15 protein-coding genes and 1 pseudogene are annotated in these 18,215 nt (G+C 71.4%); 7 read left to right on the top strand and 9 right to left on the bottom strand.

Annotated features, from left to right (window positions below; all coding sequences use genetic code 11):
* Window positions 1–31: 31 nt before the first annotated feature.
* Complete coding sequence (gene xseA, locus IZR01_RS24895) at window positions 32–1,288, top strand: exodeoxyribonuclease VII large subunit (protein ID WP_194895264.1); 1,257 nt, start codon at window positions 32–34, stop codon at window positions 1,286–1,288.
* Here the strand turns inward: xseA and IZR01_RS24890 are convergent.
* Entirely contained in the window at window positions 1,266–1,766 is a 501-nt protein-coding gene (locus tag IZR01_RS24890; RefSeq protein ID WP_194895263.1) for a GNAT family N-acetyltransferase, read from the bottom strand. The genes xseA and IZR01_RS24890 overlap by 23 nt on opposite strands.
* Window positions 1,767–1,788: 22 nt before the next feature.
* On the opposite strand from IZR01_RS24890, the gene IZR01_RS24885 reads away from it, so the two are divergent.
* Window positions 1,789–2,040, top strand: a complete 252-nt coding sequence (locus tag IZR01_RS24885) for an exodeoxyribonuclease VII small subunit (protein WP_194895262.1) — start codon at window positions 1,789–1,791, stop codon at window positions 2,038–2,040.
* A 58-nt stretch (window positions 2,041–2,098) separates the two neighbouring features.
* Here the strand turns inward: IZR01_RS24885 and IZR01_RS24880 are convergent, their stop codons facing one another.
* Window positions 2,099–2,686, bottom strand: a complete 588-nt coding sequence (locus tag IZR01_RS24880; protein WP_194895261.1) for a DUF4245 domain-containing protein — start codon at window positions 2,684–2,686, stop codon at window positions 2,099–2,101.
* Window positions 2,687–2,858: 172 nt separating this feature from the next.
* Here IZR01_RS24880 and glpX point away from each other — a divergent pair, with 172 nt between their 5' ends.
* Together glpX and IZR01_RS24870 are read left to right on the top strand one after the other, a co-directional pair.
* On the top strand, window positions 2,859–3,917 hold the full coding sequence (glpX, locus tag IZR01_RS24875; protein ID WP_228560164.1) for a class II fructose-bisphosphatase: 1,059 nt from the start codon (window positions 2,859–2,861) through the stop codon (window positions 3,915–3,917).
* A 134-nt stretch (window positions 3,918–4,051) separates the two neighbouring features.
* Window positions 4,052–6,121, top strand: coding sequence for an MFS transporter (locus IZR01_RS24870; RefSeq protein WP_323746386.1), 2,070 nt, complete (start codon window positions 4,052–4,054; stop codon window positions 6,119–6,121).
* Between the two features lie 659 nt (window positions 6,122–6,780).
* On the opposite strand, the gene IZR01_RS24865 is transcribed toward IZR01_RS24870, so the two are convergent.
* From IZR01_RS24865 to IZR01_RS54360, 7 genes and pseudogenes are all read right to left on the bottom strand, one after another.
* Entirely contained in the window at window positions 6,781–7,626 is an 846-nt protein-coding gene (locus IZR01_RS24865; protein WP_194925259.1) for a TIGR03560 family F420-dependent LLM class oxidoreductase, read from the bottom strand.
* A gap of 27 nt (window positions 7,627–7,653) precedes the next feature.
* Window positions 7,654–9,771, bottom strand: a complete 2,118-nt coding sequence (locus IZR01_RS24860; protein WP_194925258.1) for a hypothetical protein — start codon at window positions 9,769–9,771, stop codon at window positions 7,654–7,656.
* Window positions 9,772–9,881: 110 nt separating this feature from the next.
* The gene (locus tag IZR01_RS24855; protein WP_228554819.1) at window positions 9,882–10,319 is read right to left on the bottom strand and encodes a hypothetical protein; all 438 of its coding nucleotides are present in this window, start codon (window positions 10,317–10,319) and stop codon (window positions 9,882–9,884) included.
* A 27-nt stretch (window positions 10,320–10,346) separates the two neighbouring features.
* Complete coding sequence (locus IZR01_RS24850; RefSeq protein ID WP_194925257.1) at window positions 10,347–11,063, bottom strand: class I SAM-dependent methyltransferase; 717 nt, start codon at window positions 11,061–11,063, stop codon at window positions 10,347–10,349.
* Window positions 11,060–11,716 (bottom strand): TIGR04282 family arsenosugar biosynthesis glycosyltransferase, encoded by a 657-nt coding sequence (locus IZR01_RS24845; protein WP_194925256.1) that lies wholly within the window; start codon window positions 11,714–11,716, stop codon window positions 11,060–11,062. The genes IZR01_RS24850 and IZR01_RS24845 overlap by 4 nt, the downstream gene beginning before the upstream one ends.
* Window positions 11,713–12,375 carry a glycosyltransferase family 2 protein gene (locus IZR01_RS54365; RefSeq protein WP_369125495.1) on the bottom strand — a complete coding sequence of 221 codons (663 nt, stop codon included), beginning with the start codon at window positions 12,373–12,375 and terminating at the stop codon, window positions 11,713–11,715. The genes IZR01_RS24845 and IZR01_RS54365 overlap by 4 nt, the downstream gene beginning before the upstream one ends.
* Window positions 12,376–12,678: 303 nt before the next feature.
* A pseudogene (locus tag IZR01_RS54360) lies at window positions 12,679–13,875 on the bottom strand (glycosyltransferase 87 family protein); the annotation flags it as partial.
* A 185-nt stretch (window positions 13,876–14,060) separates the two neighbouring features.
* Between IZR01_RS54360 and IZR01_RS24835 the strand changes: the two are divergent.
* The 3 genes from IZR01_RS24835 (at window position 14,061) to IZR01_RS24825 (ending at window position 17,987) form a co-directional block, all read left to right on the top strand.
* Window positions 14,061–14,858 (top strand): response regulator, encoded by a 798-nt coding sequence (locus tag IZR01_RS24835; RefSeq protein ID WP_369125389.1) that lies wholly within the window; start codon window positions 14,061–14,063, stop codon window positions 14,856–14,858.
* Window positions 14,851–16,011, top strand: a complete 1,161-nt coding sequence (locus IZR01_RS24830) for a sensor histidine kinase (RefSeq protein WP_194895255.1) — start codon at window positions 14,851–14,853, stop codon at window positions 16,009–16,011. Before IZR01_RS24835 ends, IZR01_RS24830 begins: the two co-directional genes overlap by 8 nt.
* 89 nt (window positions 16,012–16,100) lie before the next feature.
* Window positions 16,101–17,987: a cell wall-binding repeat-containing protein gene (locus tag IZR01_RS24825; protein ID WP_194925254.1), complete on the top strand. Its 1,887-nt coding sequence runs from the start codon at window positions 16,101–16,103 to the stop codon at window positions 17,985–17,987.
* The last annotated feature ends 228 nt before the right edge of the window (window positions 17,988–18,215 follow it).

Below are 18,215 nucleotides of genomic sequence, written 5' to 3'. Positions count from 1 at the left end.
CGCGTCTGTACCAATGACTACGCTCCTCTCTATGGCGATGCAATCCTCGGCTGAAGAACCGATCCCCGTCCGCGCGGTCTCCGAGGCGGTGGCCGGGTGGATCTCCCGGCTGGGGGCGATCTGGGTCGAGGGCCAGCTGGCACAGATCAACAAGCGGCCCGGGTCACAGATGGTGTACCTGGTGTTGCGGGACCCGTCCGCCGACGTGTCCGTGCAGGTCACCACCTTCCGCCGGGTCTTCGAGGCGGTCGTGCCGCCGCTCACGGAGGGTGCGCGGGTCATCGTCTACGGGAAGCCGGACTTCTACGTTCCGCGCTCCTCGTTCTCCATCCGCGGTGAGGAGATCCGGCAGGTCGGGCTCGGGGAACTGCTCGCGCGGCTGGAGATGCTGAAGGCGAAACTCAAGGCGGAGGGCCTGTTCGATCCGCGGCGGAAGAAGCCGCTCCCGTTCCTCCCCCATTGCGTCGGCCTTATTACGGGACGCGCCTCGGCGGCGGAACGGGACGTCTTGGAGAACGCCAGGCGCCGCTGGCCGGGAGTGCAGTTCCGGGTGGTGAACACCGACGTGCAGGGCCCTAAGGCGGTCCCGCAGATCCTGCCGGCGCTGGCCCAGCTCGACGCCGACCCCGAGGTGGACGTCATCATCATCGCCCGCGGCGGCGGCTCTGTAGAAGACCTCCTCCCGTTCTCAGACGAGGCACTGATCAGGGCGGTCGGAGAGTGTGAGACCCCGGTGGTCTCGGCGATCGGCCACGAACCGGACTCGCCGATCCTCGACCTGGTCGCCGACTTCCGGGCCTCGACACCCACCGACGCGGCCAAGCGGGTCGTGCCGGACGTCGCCGAGGAGATGGACCGGGTCGCGGAATTGCGGCGCAATGCCTGGCGTTCCGTGGCCCGGATACTGGAACGCGAGGCCATGGGGCTGGCGTCGTTCCGGCAGCGGCCGGTGCTCGCTTCGCCGTACTCGATGATCGACGGCCGCCGCAACGATCTCGACGAGCTCATCCGGCGGGCCCGCTCCAGCGTCGGGCACCGGCTGGATCGCGCGGGGGACGATCTCGGGCACACCCTGGCCCGGGTCCGTGCGCTGTCTCCGATGGCGACGCTGGAGCGCGGTTACTCGATCGTCCTGGCGCCGTCAGGTCACGCAGTGCGGGCGGCGGAGGAAGTGGGCCAGGGGGACATGCTGGACATCCGCCTGGCCTCGGGACGGTTGGAGGCCGCGGTTTCGGAGGTGTTCGCCGAAGTCCCGGCCGCCGAGGCTACAGAGCAGACCAGCGAGTGAGCGCGCGGCCCACGGGGTCGGCGAAGCCGAGTTCGAGATAGAGGGCTTCGCCGAACTCGCTGGCGTGGAGCTCGATCCGCGGGATGCCCAGGGCCGCGTACCAGTCGATGAGCGCCTGCATGACGAGGCGTGAGTAGCCGCGCCGCCTATAGCGTTCGTCAGTACAGATCCCGTATATATAGCCGGAGCGTCCTGACGGGTTCCGCTGGTTCGGCAGCCGTTCGTCGATCGCCCCGATGCCAGCCGTCGCAAGCCCGTTGCCGTCGGCCGCGTCTATGACGAAGCACGCGGTCCCCGCCTCGTCCCCGGCCTCCAGCCACCCGCGGACCTTCTTCACTGCGGCCACGTGATTCGGCTCGTCGGCGGCCGGCGGTGTCGCTCCGAAAACGGCGGCGGCCATCTGGTGCCGCAGCCGCTGGATCTCTTCTTCGTCACCGGGCACGGCCCGCCGCACCCGCACTTCGTCGATACCAGTCACAGCCGGAAACTATCCTGAACCCATGGCGAACGAGACGACTCCCACCGCGGCCGAGCCGCAGGACCTGTCCCACCTCGGCTACGAGCAGGCCCGCGACGAGCTGATGGACGTCGTCCGGCGGTTGGAGACCGGCGGGCTCACGTTGGAGGACTCGCTGGCCGCGTGGGAGCGCGGCGAGGCGCTGGCCAAGCACTGCCAGGCGAAGCTGGACGGAGCCCGGGCCCGGCTGGATGCCGCGATCGGTGCGGGGAACGGCGAGGGCGGCGAGGGCTGACGCCGGGGAAGGCGCCTCGACTTGGGCCGGAGCTACTGCCCGGAGCTACTGCCCGGAGCTACTGCAAAGACCCCGCAAGCGTCTCCAGCTCCGAGAGCTTCCCGGTCCCGGACACCACGACGCCCACCTTCCCCAGCGTCGTGGGCGCGGCCGTCCCGACGGGAGCCGTGGTCCGCACCAGCGCGTGCCGCTTGCCGTCCGGCGTCACGTAGACCTGCCACTGGTAGCCGCCGGCGGTCACCGTGCCGCCGGCGCCGGTCACCTGGGTGGCGTCCGGGGCCTGGATGCTGAGGATGCCGTCGACGCCCTTGCCGTCGGCCACCTGGTCCAGGGCGGCGTACTGGTTGTCGGAGGTCTGGAAGCCCAGTTCCCAGCGGAGTTGGGCGCCGGGGTCGAAGTCGGCGTGGATCGACGTGGCCCGCCAGCCGGCCGGCAGCGTGGCCGGGGCCAGGGCCTGGAACGGCAGGTCCGGGTCGCGGCGGGCCTGGGCCAGCGGGATCGTGTAGTCGACCGTTTGGGCCGCGTCGTCGGGGTTCTTGGCGTCGTGCGGGAACCACTCGACGATCGCGATGATCGGCAGGGAGATCACCGCCATCGACAACAGCATGTCCCGGAGGGACTTCTTCAACGGGGAGACGCGGGCCATACGGATATGGTCCCATCCGTCCCCCCGAGGTCTGCGCCCGCCCCGGCATTTGCCCGGCATGAGCCCCGCCACTTCGCGGTACCGGGTGCGCGCCGGCCTCGATACGATCTCCCTCGACATCCCTCGTGAACCGCGACGGTGCGGTCTCCCTCCTCGAGGAGCTTCTTAACTCATGAACGCCGCAGTCCCGCAGGCGAACGACACTCCGACTTCCGACACCTCGACTTCCGACACCTCGACGTCCGACACCGAGGCCCCCGACCGCAACCTGGCGCTGGAGTTGGCCCGGGTCACCGAGGCGGCGGCGATGGCGGCCGGGCGGTGGGTCGGCAAGGGCGACAAGATCGCCGCCGACGGCGCCGCCGTGAACGCGATGCGCAAGCTGATCAACACCGTGTCGATGCGCGGTGTGGTGGTCATCGGCGAAGGCGAGAAGGACCACGCGCCGATGCTGTTCAACGGCGAGGAGGTCGGTGACGGGTCCGGACCGGAGTGCGACGTGGCCGTGGACCCGATCGACGGCACCACGCTGGCCGGCAAGGGCATGCCCAACGCGCTGGCCGTGATCGCGGTGGCCGACCGGCACAGCATGTACGACCCGTCCGCGGTGTTCTACATGGACAAGCTGGTCGCCGGGCCCGAGGCGGCGGACGTCGTGGACATCACCGCGCCGGTGGCCGAGAACATCCGGGCCGTGGCCCGGGCCAAGCGCCGCGAGCCGGCCGACATCACCGTCGTGGTGCTGGACCGGCCCCGGCACGACGGGCTGGTCGCTGAGATCCGCCAGGCCGGCGCCCGGATCAAGTTCATCTCCGACGGCGACGTGGCCGGCGCCATCATGGCCACCCGGCCCGGCACCGGCGTGGACCTGTTGCTCGGGGTCGGCGGGACGCCCGAGGGCATCATCTCGGCCTGCGCCATCAAGTGCCTGGGCGGCGTGATCCAGGGCCGGCTGTGGCCCAAGGACGACGCCGAGCGGCAGCGGGCCCTGGACGCCGGGCACGACCTGAACCGCGTGCTGCTCACCGACGACCTGGTCTCCGGCGAGAACTGCTTCGTGGCCATCACCGGCATCACCGACGGCGAACTGGTCCGCGGCGTGCACTACACCGGCGGCGGCGCGACGACGCAGTCGCTGGTGATGCGGTCGAAGTCCGGGACGGTGCGGATGATCGACTCCGAGCACCGGCTGGACAAGCTGCGGCAGTACAGCGCGGTGGCTTTCCACTAGCCCGCCACGAGCCTTCCACCAGCCTGCCGCCGGCCCGGACCGGGCCGGCGAACCTCAGCCCTCGAACAGAGATACGCCTCACCCATTCGCCACCCACCCTGGCACCCCCGCGGTTTCCGTGGTGCTCTGGTGAGGTGAGTCAAGAGTCGAGTTCAGGCGGCTCCGGCGGCGGCCGGCACGCGGCCGCCGGCGGCGGCGAGAAGAACGAAGTCGCCCTGGTCTTCGCCGGCGTCATGCTGGGCATGCTGCTGGCCGCGCTGGACCAGACCATCGTCTCCACGGCGCTGCCGACCATCGTCTCCGACCTCGGCGGCGCCAACCACATCTCGTGGGTGGTGACGTCCTACCTGCTGGCCTCCACGGCGCTGACGCCGCTGTGGGGCAAGCTCGGCGACCAGTTCGGCCGCAAGCGGGTCTTCCAGACCGCGATCATCATCTTCCTGATCGGCTCGGCGCTGTGCGGGCTTTCGCAGAACATGGGCGAGCTGATCGCCTCGCGGGCGCTGCAGGGCGTCGGCGGCGGCGGGCTGATGGTGCTGGCGATGGCGCTGATCGCCGACGTCGTCCCGCCCCGCGACCGCGGCAAGTACCAGGGCGTGGTCGGCGCGGTGTTCGGCGTCGCGAGCGTGATCGGCCCGCTGATCGGCGGCTTCTTCGTGGACAACCTCAGCTGGCGCTGGGTGTTCTACGTCAACCTGCCGGTCGGCGCGATCGCGCTGGTCGTGGTCGCCATCGGGCTGCGCACCCACACCGCGCACCGCAAGCCGGTGATCGACTACCTCGGCACGTTCCTGATCGCCGCGGCGGCCAGCTCCCTGATCCTGATCACCAGCTTCGGCGGCAGCACGTGGGCCTGGAGCTCGTGGCAGGTGTACGGATGCGGAGCACTGGCGGTGGTGCTCCTGATCGCGTGGTTCTACGCGGAGAGACACGCCAAGGAACCGGTGCTTCCGTTGCACCTGTTCAAAAACCGGGTGTTCGCGATGTGCAGCACCATCGGCTTCGTGGTCGGTTTATGTATGTTCGGCAGCCTCACGTTCCTGCCGCTGTACCAACAGATCGTGCACGGTGCGTCGCCGACCTTGTCCGGTCTCCAGCTGCTGCCGCTGATGGCCGGCCTGCTGTTCGCCTCGATCGGCTCCGGGCAGCTGATCAGCCGCACCGGCCGCTACAAGATCTTCCCGATCATCGGCACCGCGGTGATGACGGTCGGCGCCTGGCTGCTGTCCCGGATGACGGACACCACGTCCACGGCCTCCAACGCGGTCGCGATGCTGGTCTTCGGCCTGGGGCTGGGCCTGGTGATGCAGGTCCTGATCATCGCGGTGCAGAACAACGTCGACTACGAGGAACTGGGCACGGCCACCAGCGCGGTGACGTTCTTCCGCTCGATCGGCGGCGCGTTCGGGGCCTCGCTGTTCGGCACCATCTTCAACAACAAGCTGACCGCCGAGATCAAGACCGCCGTCGCGGGCGGGAAGATCAACCCGACCTTCCCGTTCCAGAAGGCGATCGAGGACCCGAAGATCATCAAGCAGTACCCGAAGTCGGAGACACAGCCGTTCCTGCACACGTACGCGCACGCGCTGCACTACGTGTTCGTCTACGCGATCCCCTTGTGCATCCTGGCTTTCCTGCTCGCCCTGTTCCTGCGCGAGGTCCCGCTGCGCACCACGACCCGCGGCACCGGAGCGGCCGAGGCGGCCACCGGCCCGACCCAGCGCACCTCGATCGACGAGTTGGAGCGCGCGCTGACCCGCCTGTCGAGCCGGCAGAACGTCAAGGACCGCTACACGCAGACCATCGCCAAGTCCGGCATCGACATCTCAGTCCCCGAGGCTTACGGCCTGTTCCGGTTGAAGCAACACGGCCCCACCCGCATCGAGGACGCCCCGGCCCGCCTGAACCTCTCGATGGCCGAGATCCGCCCGCACCTGGACGCCCTGGTCGCGAACGGCCGCGCCGCCATCCAGGGCACACCGCCGAACCAGACGATCGTGATCACCGAGGCCGGCGACGCCGCCGTCGACGCCCTGAGCGCCGCCCGCCGCGCGATCCTCACCGACCAGCTGGACGGCTGGTCGCCGGACCAGCACGCGGAACTGCTGAGCATGCTGCGCCAACTCGCCGACTCCTCGCTGGACCAGGAGGACCGGCGGCTGTGGGCGGGCGACGGCGCGGGCCGGGCGCCGGTGGATCTGTGAGGCGGGGCCGGCTTGGCGGGGGTTCGGCCCTGATGCGGCACCAGGTGGGGATATCTTGGGATATCCAAGGAAATGCGACATGGCCGACCTGCCGATTCGTGATGTTCCCGACGAGGTGACGGCCGACCTGGACGCGCACGCCGGACGCCCGGGGATGTCGCGGAGCGAGTACCTACGTCGGCGGCCGGCTGTCGGCACCGCGCTACCCCGACGCGCCTGTCCGGACGGCCGATCTGGAGCGCTTCTCCGGGCTGTTCGCCGACCTCGGTGATCCTGAGAGGGCGGAAAGTGACGATTTGCGGCATGCGGAACCGCCGGTCGACCTCGAGAACGAGCGAAACGGTCTAGGAGCAAGCATGGCTAGACGGACAGCCTGCGCATCCTGGTTGGCTGTAAGGGCTGTCCGGCGACGCCAGGCGCCGCTCATAGGCCGTTTCGCGCCGCGAATTGTCACTTTCCGCCCTCTGATGTCATGGGCCGGGCATGGCGATGACGTCGTGGCTCGGCGGTGCCTTCGAGCATTTGACGCCGGCATCCCCGATCTGCTGATCGCGGCCAGCCAGTGGAACGACCCGCCGCCACCTGATGCGGCCATGTAATGCGGCCGCGCGGGTAAGGCCCCTTATACAAGCGGCCCTACCCGCGATCCCCGCTCCGTCCTACCCGATCTGCCGCAGCCGGGGCAGTACCTCGGCCAGGCGCTCGGCGCGCGCCACCGGGTCGTCGGTCTGCAAGACCAGCAGCGGGTCGCTGACTCCGATCGCCACGAACTCCTCGACCGTCTGTTGCAGCGCGTCGAAGTCGTCGCCGACCCGGATCTGCACCGAGCGGCGGATGGTCGCCGGGTCGCGGCCGACGTCGGCGCAGTGCTGGTCCAGGACCGCCGACGCCTCCGCCACCTCGGCCGGGGTGCCGCCGGCGGCGTTCCACACCGCGGCGTATTCGGCGGCCATGCGCAGGGTGCGCTTGCGGCCGCTGCCGCCGATCCAGATCGGCGGGTGCGGGCTCTGCACCGGCTTGGGCTCGGCGATCGCGTCCTTGAGCTGGTAGTGCTTGCCGTCGTGGGTGGTGCGGGGCTCGGTCCAGAGCGAGGTGATGATCTTCAGCGCCTCTTCCAGCCGGTCCGCGCGGTCGCCGGCGGTGCCGAAGGGCAGCCCGAGCATCGTGTGCTCGTTCTCCGCCCACGCCGAGCCGATGCCGAACTCCAGCCGGCCGCCGGACAGATGGTCGACGGTGACCGCCATCTTCGCCAACTCGGCGGGGTGCCGGTAGGTGTTGCCGGTGACGGAGCAGCCGATGCGGACCCGCGAGGTCAGCGCCGCCGCGCCCGCCAGCGCCGTCCAGGCCTCGAAGATGTCCTTGGTCTCGTCGCCGCCGAGGCTGGCGAAGTGGTCCATGTTCCAGACGTGGTCGAAGCCGGCTTCGTCGGCGATCCGCCAAACCGCCTTGTACTCCTCGATCGTCGCGTCCTGGCTGAGTTTGATCCCGAAACGGAGATTGGCCATACGCCAGTCCTACCCCATCCAGATGTACTACTTAGCCGTCAACGCGCCGAGCTTCTTGCCCGGCCGCTTCGCCGCGAGTTCATCCTCGGCCAGCGCCAGCCAGGGCCACGCGCCGAGGCGCGCGAACCGGTCCGCCGCCGCTTCCAGCCGCGCCCGGTCGCCGTCGTGACGACCGTAGGCGAGCAACGTGCGCGCTTCCTCGTAACGGTCATCGGTCTCGGCGTGCAGCCGCAGTGCCCTGTCAAAGTGCTGTTTCGCCTTGGCCGCCTTGCCGACCTGGCCGAGACAGCGTTCTGCGACCGCGCGCACCACTATCGACATCGACGCGGCCGCCTCGTCCTTCGCCCGCTCCGCGGCCTTGCGCGCCAGCGCCATCTTGTCGGCCCGGATCAGCGCTTCCACCAAGTCACCGGCCACCGGCAGCACCGACGGGTCCTGGACCCCAAGCTGCTCCAGGCCCTCGGCGACCCCGCGCAGCACAGTCACCGCGGCGTCCCACTTGCCCTCGGCCAGGAACGCCGTGCCGACCGCGTGCCTGGGCCACAGCACATAAGCGTCGGACCCCGCGGACTCCGCTTCCAGCGCCGACGCCTCCTCGGTCGGCGCACCCATCAGCGCGCTGACACGCAAGGCCAACCCCCGCGCCACCGCCCGAACCGGCTGCTGTCCCAACCGCGACGCGAGCGCCGCCGCCTCCATCGCGTCGTCCCGCGCCGCCGGCCAGCGCCCCGCGCGATAGCCCACCTCGGCCCGCACGATCAGCGCCGCCGTCAAATGCTCGGCCGCACCATACGCACGCAATAGTGCGATTGAGCGGTCCAGCAGAGCAGCCGCGCCCCGCACATCGCAAGTCCACATCGCCCCGGCCGCGATCGCGGGCACCGTCAGCGGCCCCACGTCCAGCGGATCGGACATCAGCGCCGAGGAGACCACCGGAGCCAGCATCGCTTCAGCGTCGACGGCCCGGCCGGCCAGGATCAGACCGATCGCGGTGGTGTGCCCGCCGACCTCCAACAGAGCCTTGATCCTGGTCTGCGGAGTGCGCAGGGCCGAGGTGCGGGCGGCGATGCGGTCCAGACGCTGGTTGAGCGTCGCGTCGTCGGTCAGGACCCGCGCTTCGCGGATCGCCCGGCCGACCCCGCCGAGGTCGCCCAGCAACCGTGCGGTGTCGGCGGCACCGGCCAGCCAGCGGGCCCGCGCGCCGGGATCAGGGGACAGAGTCGCCGCGCGGCCGTAGGAGGACCGCGCGGCCTCCAGCGCTCCTCGCAGGCGCGCGCCGTCCGCGGCCCAGCCCAGCGCCTGAGCCGCCGCGCCGTCGGTACCGGCCGCCGCCCCGGCGAGGTGCCGGGCCAGGATCTCGCCCTTCTCGGTCTCGCGCAGTCCGAGGATGGCGTCGACGAACGCCGTGTGCGTGCTCTGACGCTCGGTCGGAGAGGCGTTCGTGTAGACGGCCGTGGCGACGCCGAGATCGCGGAACCGCCAGCCGGTGGCCGTGGCCTCGATGACGCCGTCCGCGACCGCCGGGGCCAGATCGCCGACCTGCAACCCGAGGTGGTCCAGCGCGCCGCCGATCTCGTCGATGTGCCCGGTGGCGCTGGCCGCCAGGACCAGCAGCGCCCGCGTGGTCGCCTTCGGCAGATCGCCGGCCGGCGCGGGCCGTTGAAGCTGGACCGCCACGGCGCCGAGCGCGCCGAACGGGGCCCGCCGCACGTCGTCCAGCCCGATCAGCCACGCCACCGGCGCTCCCCTGGTGGTCCGGACGGCCACGGAAATCGCCGTCACGGACTCGGGATCGAGCAGGTGGGCCTCGGTGATCGCGGCCACCACCGGCTGTCCGGCCGCGGCCTGGGCGATCAGTTCGCCCGCGACCCGGCCCACGTGACCGGCCCCGCGATCGAGGTCGAGCCCGGATTCACCGTCGAGCAGCGCTTCGCCGTCGAGCAGCGGCCGCACCAACTCGGCCAGCCCGCCGAACGCCGACGCCTGCGCGACCGGCCCGCCGCCTCCGGCACGTAGCACACAGAAGCCGTCCACGACGGGGCCGGCGATCGCCGCCGTGTCCGCCGGAAGCGCGCCGCCGAGCAGGACGACGCCGCCCAAGCCACGCCGCACGTGCTCAAGAAGGGTCTGCACGGGCTGCCGCATACGTATCAGCCTACTGGCGCGGCGCTCGCGATATGTCGGATCTGACGAACCGGGCGGCGGAACGGGATGAAGCGGCGGTGGAAACGGGGTTGACGGCGGTGGAAACCGGGTCAGCGGCGGTCGAGCCGATAGACCAGTTTCAGGCCGGACCACGTAGCGTCGATCGCCGCGATCTTCACGTCCACCAGGCCGATCGGCAAGGCGAGCGCGTCTTCGCGCACCACGCTCTCACTGACGTCGGTCACGATGCCCGAGGCCTTCTTCGGCCAGCACATCCACAACGCGCCGTTCTTGGCCATCAGCGGTGGCAGGGTCGCGAAGTCCCGGGTGAGGGCCGCGCGGTCGCCGGCGAACGCCACGATCACGTCATACGGGCCGACCCCGCCGTCCTCGGTCGACTCCAGGGTCACGTCGTAGGGCAGCGGCTGCGGATCGAAGTCCTCGGGGGCGTCGTGGACGAGCACGTAGTGCCCGGGCTTGATGCCGAGTTTCTTGGGGAGCGGGGTGGCGGAGTAGTCGGGTTGGTCAGAGTCCTGCGGGGAAATCACGTCCGCAACACTAAACCGGCCGGTGGGCTAGCCCAGGTAATTGAGCGCTACGAAGCGGCGGCTGTCGGCTGTCCACATGTGGCGCGCGACGTAGCCGAGCGGGACCGCCAGCGCCATCAGCGCCTCGGAACCGATGCGGGCCCAACCGAATTCGTCCCCGTTCTTACCTCTGGAAGCAACGCCGGTGGAAGCAACGCCGGCCGAAGGGCTGGCAGAAGCGCTGCCCGAACCGCCGGCGAATCCGAACCGCACCCGATACCGCAGGTCGATGTCCTCCACCTCGGTCTCGACGATCAGCTCCCCCACGCCGGGCCGGATCAGCGTCCGCAGCCGGTCCAGCAGCGCCCCCGGATCGCCGCCGATGCCGATGTTCCCGTCCATCAGCAGCGCGTGCGGCCAGCGGCCCGCGCCCGGCAGCCGGTCGAAGATCGACCGACGCAGCGCGCTGGCCCCGTTGGCCCGGCTCAGCAACAGCGCGAACGGCGCCACGTCCACCCCCAACGCCGGCACGCCGCGCCCGGCGAGCTCGGCGACCAGCCGGCCCGGCCCGCATCCCAGATCCAGCGTCGGGCCCTGACAGCGGTCCAACACCGCCTTGTCCACGGCGTCCGGCGGCGCGCTGAACTTCGCCGCGTCGAGCACCAGGTGCTCGCCGGTGTCGGCGTGCAGGACCAGCCGGGCGGACGGATCGTTGATCGCCCGGGCGTAGGGCGCGCTGGCGGTCCAGGCGCGTTCGTCGCTCACGCCGGGACCGGCAGGTCGGCGCTCGCGGCGTGGGCCGCGGCTGCGAACCGGGACGCGGGAGCCGCGGCGGCGACGGCGGCCACGTCCGCGATGGTGTCCACGTCGCGCAACACCGGCAGCGTCCGCACCCTGAGGCCCGCCGCGGTGAGCCGGCCGAGCTGCACGGCCCCGGTCGTGTCCGTGGACATCGGCACGTCGAACAGCAGCCGATCGAGCTCCACCTCGCGCGGACGATGGAAGCCCAGCGACCAGAAGCCGCCGTCCTCGGCCAAGCCGATGGTCGCGTCTTCCCACGACGTGGGCAGGCACGCTTCCAAGAGCGGACCGGTCACCTGCGGCGTGTCCATGCCGATGAGGAGCGCGGGACCGGGATCGAGCGCCGCGGCTTGTTCGAAGGCCGCGGCCAGCCGCCGATCCAGACCGCCGCCGACTTGCGGAACGACGGTGAACCCCGACGGCACCTCGACCAACCCCGGCTCTCCGTCCAGAGCCAACAACCGCCGCCGAAACCGTGCCGTGGCAACGGTTTCCAGCGTGTCGGCCAATGCCGCGGCGGCCAGCCCGGCCCCCTGCTCCGGGGTGAACGGCGGCGTCAGCCGGGTCTTCACCCGGCCCGGGACCGGCGCCTTCGCGATGACGATCAGGGTGCTCATCGGGTCGCGGCCCTCCAGACTCGGCGCATGTCGCGGACGGCTTTGACGGTGCCGCCGACCGTTCCGGTCACCTTCGACTTGCCGGTCCGCGGTGCGTACGGGACGTCGGTCTCCGCAATACGCCAGCCCTCGCCCGCCGCCTTGAGCACCATCTCCAACGGATAGCCGAACCGCCGGTCCTGGATCCCCAGCGCCAGCAACTCCTCACGGCGCGCGGCGCGCATCGGCCCGAGATCGTGGATCCGCACGCCGGTCTCACTCCGGATCCGCCGGGCCAGCAGGCGGTTGGCCAGCCGGGCGTGCGGCGGCCAGGCGTCGCGGGTCAGGGGCCGGCGTTGGCCGAGCGCGAGGTCGGCCTGCCCGGCACGGACCGCGTCGGCGACCTTCGGCAGGTCCTCGGGGTCGAAGGAGCCGTCGCAGTCGAGGAAGCAGACGACGTCGGCCGTGGCGGCGAGCAAGCCCGCGTGGCAGGCGGCGCCGAAGCCGCGGCGCGGCTCGTGCACGACCATCGCGCCCAACGCCGCCGCCACCTCGGCCGAGCCGTCTGTGGAGCCGTTGTCGACGACGATGGCCCGGTAGCCGGCCGGGATGCGGGACAGGACGTACGGAAGAGCCTCGGCTTCGTCGAGGCACGGCAGGATGACGTCGGTCGGGCCCAGACGGTCCAGAACGAGTTCCGCAGCGCGATCGGCGGAGTCGGCGAATTCGGCGGCGACCGTCATTTCGCGACGCTTTGTCGCCGATCGCACACGAAGCGTCTTGAAAACCAGCTGGCCCGCGTAGACGGCCGCCACCGCCACCAGAGCACTGCCATACCCCTGGAACGCGGTGCCGCCCAGCTGCACCGTGTATCCCGCGTACGCCACCCCGACCCACGCGACGCTCCGCCAGCCCGCGAAGGCGATGAAGAGGACCAGCAGCTCGGCGTACCAGGCGAACGGCGGCGCCGTGACCAGGAACCCGACCCCGGCCATCACCAACGCGCCGTGCCAGGGCCGCTCGGGATCGCTCAGGCGCCAGACCAGGATCGCCGTCACCGCCAGGACGGCCACCGCCGCCGGCTTCACCAGCGACGTCGGCACCACCGAGTCCAGCAGCGCGAACCGGCTGCCGCTCTGGTAGCCCTCCTCGTCCAGGTAGCCGCCGAAGAAGCCTTCGACGCCGCTGCCGACCGCCAGGATGTGCGGCAGATACACCCCTACCACCACGCCGACGATCGATCCCAGCAAGAGCAGCGGCCGGCGCCGCAGGGCGGCCGGCACGGCCAGCGCGGGCGTCACCTTCGCCGCGATGCCCAGCCCCAGGAAGAGGCCGCCGCGACCGACCCGCTTCGAGGCCAGCGCCAGGAGCCCGCAGGCGGTGAACAGGACGGCCAGGACGTCGGCGTGGCCGCCGTTGCCCGCCTCGATCGCCACGGTCGGGCACAAGGCCCACAGCACGGCGTTGCGGGCGTCGATACCGATCCGCGGGAGTCCCGCCAGAAGGAGGAACGTGACGCCGATCGCGAGCACCGCCGCCGAGATCTGGATTCCGCGCGGTCCCCACCAATGCGCGAGGAAGTAGTACGCCTCGGCCACCGGCGGGTAGATCGTGTGCACGAGCGGGCGGTTCAGCAGGGTGCAGCCGGCGGTGATGCCCGGCGCGGACGTCACGCAGTGCGAAGGGTCGAGCCCGCGGCCGGTCGGCGGGAACAGGCCGGATCCGGCGCGCAGGCCGACTAGGCGGGTCGCCACCGGCACGTAGCGATAGGGGTCGATGCCCGCCGCCTGGACGCGGCCGTCCCAGACGTAGCGATAGAGGTCGTCCGAGAAACGCGGAGCTGTGGTGAACGCCACAATCTGGGTCGCCGCCGCGCCGCCGAGGATCAGCCAGCGGGCCCACCGCACTCGCAGCCCCGACACCGACCACGCGCCGACGAGGTAGAGCGCGAACAACACGCCGATTATCACTCCAGCCCAGCGGCCATGGCTGAAGTCGGAGGTAGCGTGGACGCGGACGATCGCATAGACGCCGATGGTCAGCAGCGTCACCGCCGCGAGCGCGACGGCCAGCCGGGTCAGTTCGGCCCGGCCCGGCCGCGCCGCCTCGGGGGTGCGGGCCGAGCGCGCGCTCGTCTCGCGGGGGGCCGGAATGAGCACACGGCCCGCAACCTCTGTCATGCGCTCAGACTGACCGCCGACCGGCGCCCGCGGCGATGCCCCGCGCCGGGCCGTCACAGATCCGTAAGGAGTGGAAAGCCCCGATCAGGGCCTCGTACCGTGTTTCCTTGGACCGTAACAACGACCGCACGACCGCACCCACCGCACCCACCGCGGACCGGTACCACCAGGAGGACAGCGAACCGATGAGCACGCCGGAACCCGCGGCCGCCGGGGCTGTCACGTATGGCAACGAATCCGGCACCGGCCGCCCGGATGGCGAACCGCCGCTGGACGTCCTGGTCGTCGACGACGACGCCACGGTCGCCGAGGTCGTGGCCGCCTACCTCACCCGGGCCGGCTACAACGTCCGGCGCGCCGCCGACGGCCCGGCCGCCGTGGCCGCGGCCGCCGAGCGGCTGCCGGACCTGATGGTGCTGGACCTGATGCTGCCCGGCTTCGACGGCTACGAGGTGCACCAGCGGATCCGGGCGCTCGGCGAGGTCCCGGTGATCATGCTCACGGCGCGCGGCGAGGAGGGCGACCGGATCCTGGGGCTCCAGGTCGGCGCCGACGACTACGTCACCAAGCCGTTCAGCCCGCGGGAGCTGGTCCTGCGGGCCGGGAGCGTGCTGCGCCGGGCCCGGGGGCACGGCCGGGGCCGCGCTTCCGGACCACCGCAGCCCGCCGAGTTGCTGACCCTGGGCCGGCTGGAGGTCGATCTCACCGCGCACCAGGCCCGGCTGGCCGGCGAGCCGCTGGCCCTGACCGGCCGCGAGTTCGACCTGCTGGCGTTCCTGATTGCCAACCCGGGCCAGGCGTTCAGCCGCGCCGAGCTGATGCAGCAGGTGTGGGGGTGGTCCTTCGGCGACCAGTCGACCGTCACGGTGCATGTCCGGCGGCTGCGGGAGAAGATCGAACCCGATCCGGCCGCGCCGTCGCTGATCGTCACCGTCTGGGGAGTCGGCTACCGGCTCGAAGCACCGGAGGACCTCGATGCGTGATCAGTTGGAGATCATCGCCATGGGCGCCGGCTCCGCGGTCGGCGCCTGTCTGATCGGCTGGCTGGCGCTGCGCGCTCTGCGCGGGCGCTCGCTGCGGGCCTCGCTGTTCGCCTCGGCCGCGACCGCGGTCCTGGCGGTGGTCGCCGGTATCGTGATCGCCTCGCGGGCGATGTTCATCTCCTCGCACGACGCCGGGGTCTCGGTCATCGTCTCGCTGTCCGGTGCCGCGGTGACCCTGGCCCTGGCCGCTTTACTGGGCCGCAGCCTGGCCCACGACAGCCGCACGCTGCGCAGCGCCCTGCAGGCCCTCGGCGAGGGCGACGCCGCCCCGGCCCCGGTCCAGAACGGCAAAGCCCTGATGACCGGCGAGCTGGCCGACCTGGACCGCGAACTGCGGGCCACCCGGGCGAAGCTGGCCGAGTCGCGGGAGCGGGAGCGCGCGCTGGAACGGTCCCGGCGCGAGCTGGTCGCCTGGGTCTCCCACGACCTGCGCACCCCGCTGGCCGGGCTGCGCGCGATGGCCGAGGCCCTGGAGGACGGCGTCGCCACCGACCCGGCCCGCTACCACGTGCAGATGCGGCAGGCCGCCGACCGGCTGGCCGGCATGGTCGACGACCTCTTCGAGCTGTCCCGGATACACGCCGGCGCCCTGCGGCTGACCCTGGAGTCGGTGGCGCTGGCGGACCTGGTGGACGGCGCGCTGGCCGAGGGCCAGCCGCTGGCCCGGGCCCGCGGGATCGAGCTGTCCGGCCTGGTGACCACCCCGGCCACGGTGCGCGGCGATGTCAGGGAACTGTCACGGGCGCTGTCGAACCTGGTGGTGAACGCGATCCGGCACACCCCGGAGGACGGGGCCGTCCGGATCGAGGCCTCGGACCTGCTCCCGGCCGCCGGGGACGGCGAACCGCAGGTGCTGCTGGCCGTGACCGACGCCTGCGGCGGGATCCCGAGCGAGGACCTGGACCGGGTCTTCGACGTGGCGTGGCGGGGCACGGCCGCCCGCACCCCGGAGGTCGAGAGCCCGGTCGGCGCCGGGGCCGGGCTGGGTCTGGCCATCGTGCGCGGCATCGCTGAAGCGCATTCGGGCGCTGTCACGGTCGGCAACGTCGACGGCGGCTGCCGGTTCGAGATGCACCTGCCAGTCCCGGTGTGAGCTTTACTACGCGCTTTGTTGAGGTAGGGCCGATGATGCGCATGAGCCCCTCTATGGTGGTCGGTCGGGACTACGGAGGGGATCACGTAATGAAGCGCATTCGTTTGACCGCGTCCGCTATAGCCGCCTCGTCGCTGGGATCGCTGGGTCTGGTCGGTATCGGGGCGACGAGCGCCCACGCCGCCAGCACCACGCCCAACACGGCCTTCAGCGGTAAGGGCTTCGACACCTGCATCGCCCCGAACTCGGCGATGATGGACGACTGGTACGCCCACTCGCCCTACCGGGGCGTCGGGGTCTACATCGGCGGGGCGTCCTATCATCCGGATCAGGACTGCGCGTCCACCGCGAATCCGAAACCGCCCACGGACGGCGGCTACACCAAGGACTGGGTCGCGCACCAGGCCGCGACCGGCTGGGGCATGTGGGCCATCTACGCCGGCCAGCAGGGCCCCACGCTGACCGCCGCGGGCGCCGACCCGACCGCCCTGGGCACCACGGACGCCGCCGACGCGGTGCAGAAGGCGACCAACCTCGGCTTCGCCCCGGGCACGACGATCTTCGTCGACATGGAGCCCTACCACGAGGACGCGACCGCGAAGGCGGTGGTGGCGTACCTCAAGAGCTTCGGAAACGCGTTGAACGGGACGGGGTTCAAGCTCGGTCTCTACGGCACGTCCGGGAACCCGGCCAGCGGCCACAGCGCGCTCAGCGACGCGACCGCCGACCCGGCGCTGACCGCCCAGATCTCCGCGGTCGACATCTCCGGCACCACGTCGGACCAGGCGAACTTCAACGCCACGACGAACGACCCGTACGTCCCGGCCACCGACTGGGCCAAGCACCAGCGCGTCCACCAGTACTTCCTCGACGTGAACCGGCAGTACGGCTCCTCGCCGGCGATCCAGGTCGACGAGGACGACGTCGACCTCTCGCCGACGTCCCACGTCACCCTCGACCCCTCGCAGGTGCACGCCGTCCGCTGGGCCGGCAACGACCGCATCGGCACCGCGGTCGCGGTCTCCCAGAAGCTGTGGCCGACCACCACCGACAACCAGGCCGACTTCTACGCCCCGGCCGACAAGCGCCCGCTGGCCAAGAGCGCGGTCCTGAGCCGGTCGGACCAGTTCGCGGACGCCCTGGGCGGCTCCGCCCTGGCCGCCCACGACAGCGGCCCGCTGCTGCTGACCGAGACGAAGTCCCTGAACCCGGCGACGGCCAACGAGCTGAGGCGCACCCTGGCCCCCGGTTCCCCGGTCTACCTCCTGGGCGGCAACCAGGCCCTGTCCCCGGCGGTGGCCACGGCCGTGCAGAAGCTGGGCTTCAACCCGGTCCGCGTGGCCGGCCCGGACCGCTTCAGCACCTCGGTGGCGATCGCCCAGCAGATGGCCGGCGACATGAAGGACTCCGGCGGCCACCCGGCAGTGCAGCGCGTCCTGCTGGCCACCGCGAAGGACTTCCCGGACGCCCTCGCCGCGGGCACGGCCGCCGGCGCGACCCCGGACACCGTCCTGGTCCTGACCAACGGCACCCAGATGCCGCCGGCCACCTCGACCTTCCTGCACCAGTGGGCCGGCACCCCGGCGGGCGCCAACGTCTACCCGGTCGGCGGCGCGGCCAACACCGCGGCCAAGACCCTCGGCGCGGCGACCGTCCCGGCCGGCAACCTGAAGCTGGACGGCCTGGTCGGCGCCACCCGCTACGAAACCGCGGCCCTGGTGGCCCACCAGTTCTTCGGCGCCACCGGCACGCCCCACATGTACGGCGTCGCCACCGGCGTCCAGTGGGCCGACGCCCTGTCCGGCGGCGCCGCGATGGCCACCCTGGACGGTCCCCTGCTCCTGACCGAGCCCACCAGCCTGGCCCCCGCCACCCGCGGCTTCCTCAACGCCGAGGAAGCCGGCGGCTCGATCGAGGTCGGCGTGGTGCTCGGCGGCACCGCCGCGATCTCGAACGGGGTGTTCAACAGCCTGTAGGGCGGTAGGGCGGGCGGTAGGGCTTGAAGGCCTGCGGAACGGCATGGTTTGAGAGCTTGTGGAACGGCATGGCTTGAGTCGGCGGCACCGGATTCGGTGCCGCCGACTTGGTCTTCTGGGAGCTGGTGCTGTGTCAGGCGACGGCAACGTTTGCTCGGTAGTTCGCGCCGCGCTGGTCGGCGGGCGGGATCCGTTGGGAGCTGGGTTTGTTGGGGGCTGGGTTTGTTG

It is taken from the genome of Catenulispora pinisilvae (assembly GCF_015356865.1).
GTDB lineage: Bacteria > Actinomycetota > Actinomycetes > Streptomycetales > Catenulisporaceae > Catenulispora > Catenulispora pinisilvae.
This window is presented reverse-complemented; position numbering and strand designations above follow the sequence as displayed.

Excerpts from the sequence above, each read along its gene's own strand:
- IZR01_RS24885 (WP_194895262.1), top strand. The coding sequence starts at position 1,789 with ATGGCGAACGAGACGACTCCCACCGCGGCCGAGCCGCAGGACCTGTCC.
- xseA (WP_194895264.1), top strand. The coding sequence starts at position 32 with ATGGCGATGCAATCCTCGGCTGAAGAACCGATCCCCGTCCGCGCGGTC.
- IZR01_RS24845 (WP_194925256.1), bottom strand. The coding sequence starts at position 11,716 with ATGAGCACCCTGATCGTCATCGCGAAGGCGCCGGTCCCGGGCCGGGTG.
- IZR01_RS24835 (WP_369125389.1), top strand. The coding sequence starts at position 14,061 with ATGAGCACGCCGGAACCCGCGGCCGCCGGGGCTGTCACGTATGGCAAC.
- IZR01_RS24825 (WP_194925254.1), top strand. The coding sequence starts at position 16,101 with ATGAAGCGCATTCGTTTGACCGCGTCCGCTATAGCCGCCTCGTCGCTG.
- IZR01_RS24865 (WP_194925259.1), bottom strand. The coding sequence starts at position 7,626 with ATGGCCAATCTCCGTTTCGGGATCAAACTCAGCCAGGACGCGACGATC.
- IZR01_RS24880 (WP_194895261.1), bottom strand. The coding sequence starts at position 2,686 with ATGGCCCGCGTCTCCCCGTTGAAGAAGTCCCTCCGGGACATGCTGTTG.
- IZR01_RS24830 (WP_194895255.1), top strand. The coding sequence starts at position 14,851 with ATGCGTGATCAGTTGGAGATCATCGCCATGGGCGCCGGCTCCGCGGTC.
- glpX (WP_228560164.1), top strand. The coding sequence starts at position 2,859 with ATGAACGCCGCAGTCCCGCAGGCGAACGACACTCCGACTTCCGACACC.
- IZR01_RS24860 (WP_194925258.1), bottom strand. The coding sequence starts at position 9,771 with ATGCGGCAGCCCGTGCAGACCCTTCTTGAGCACGTGCGGCGTGGCTTG.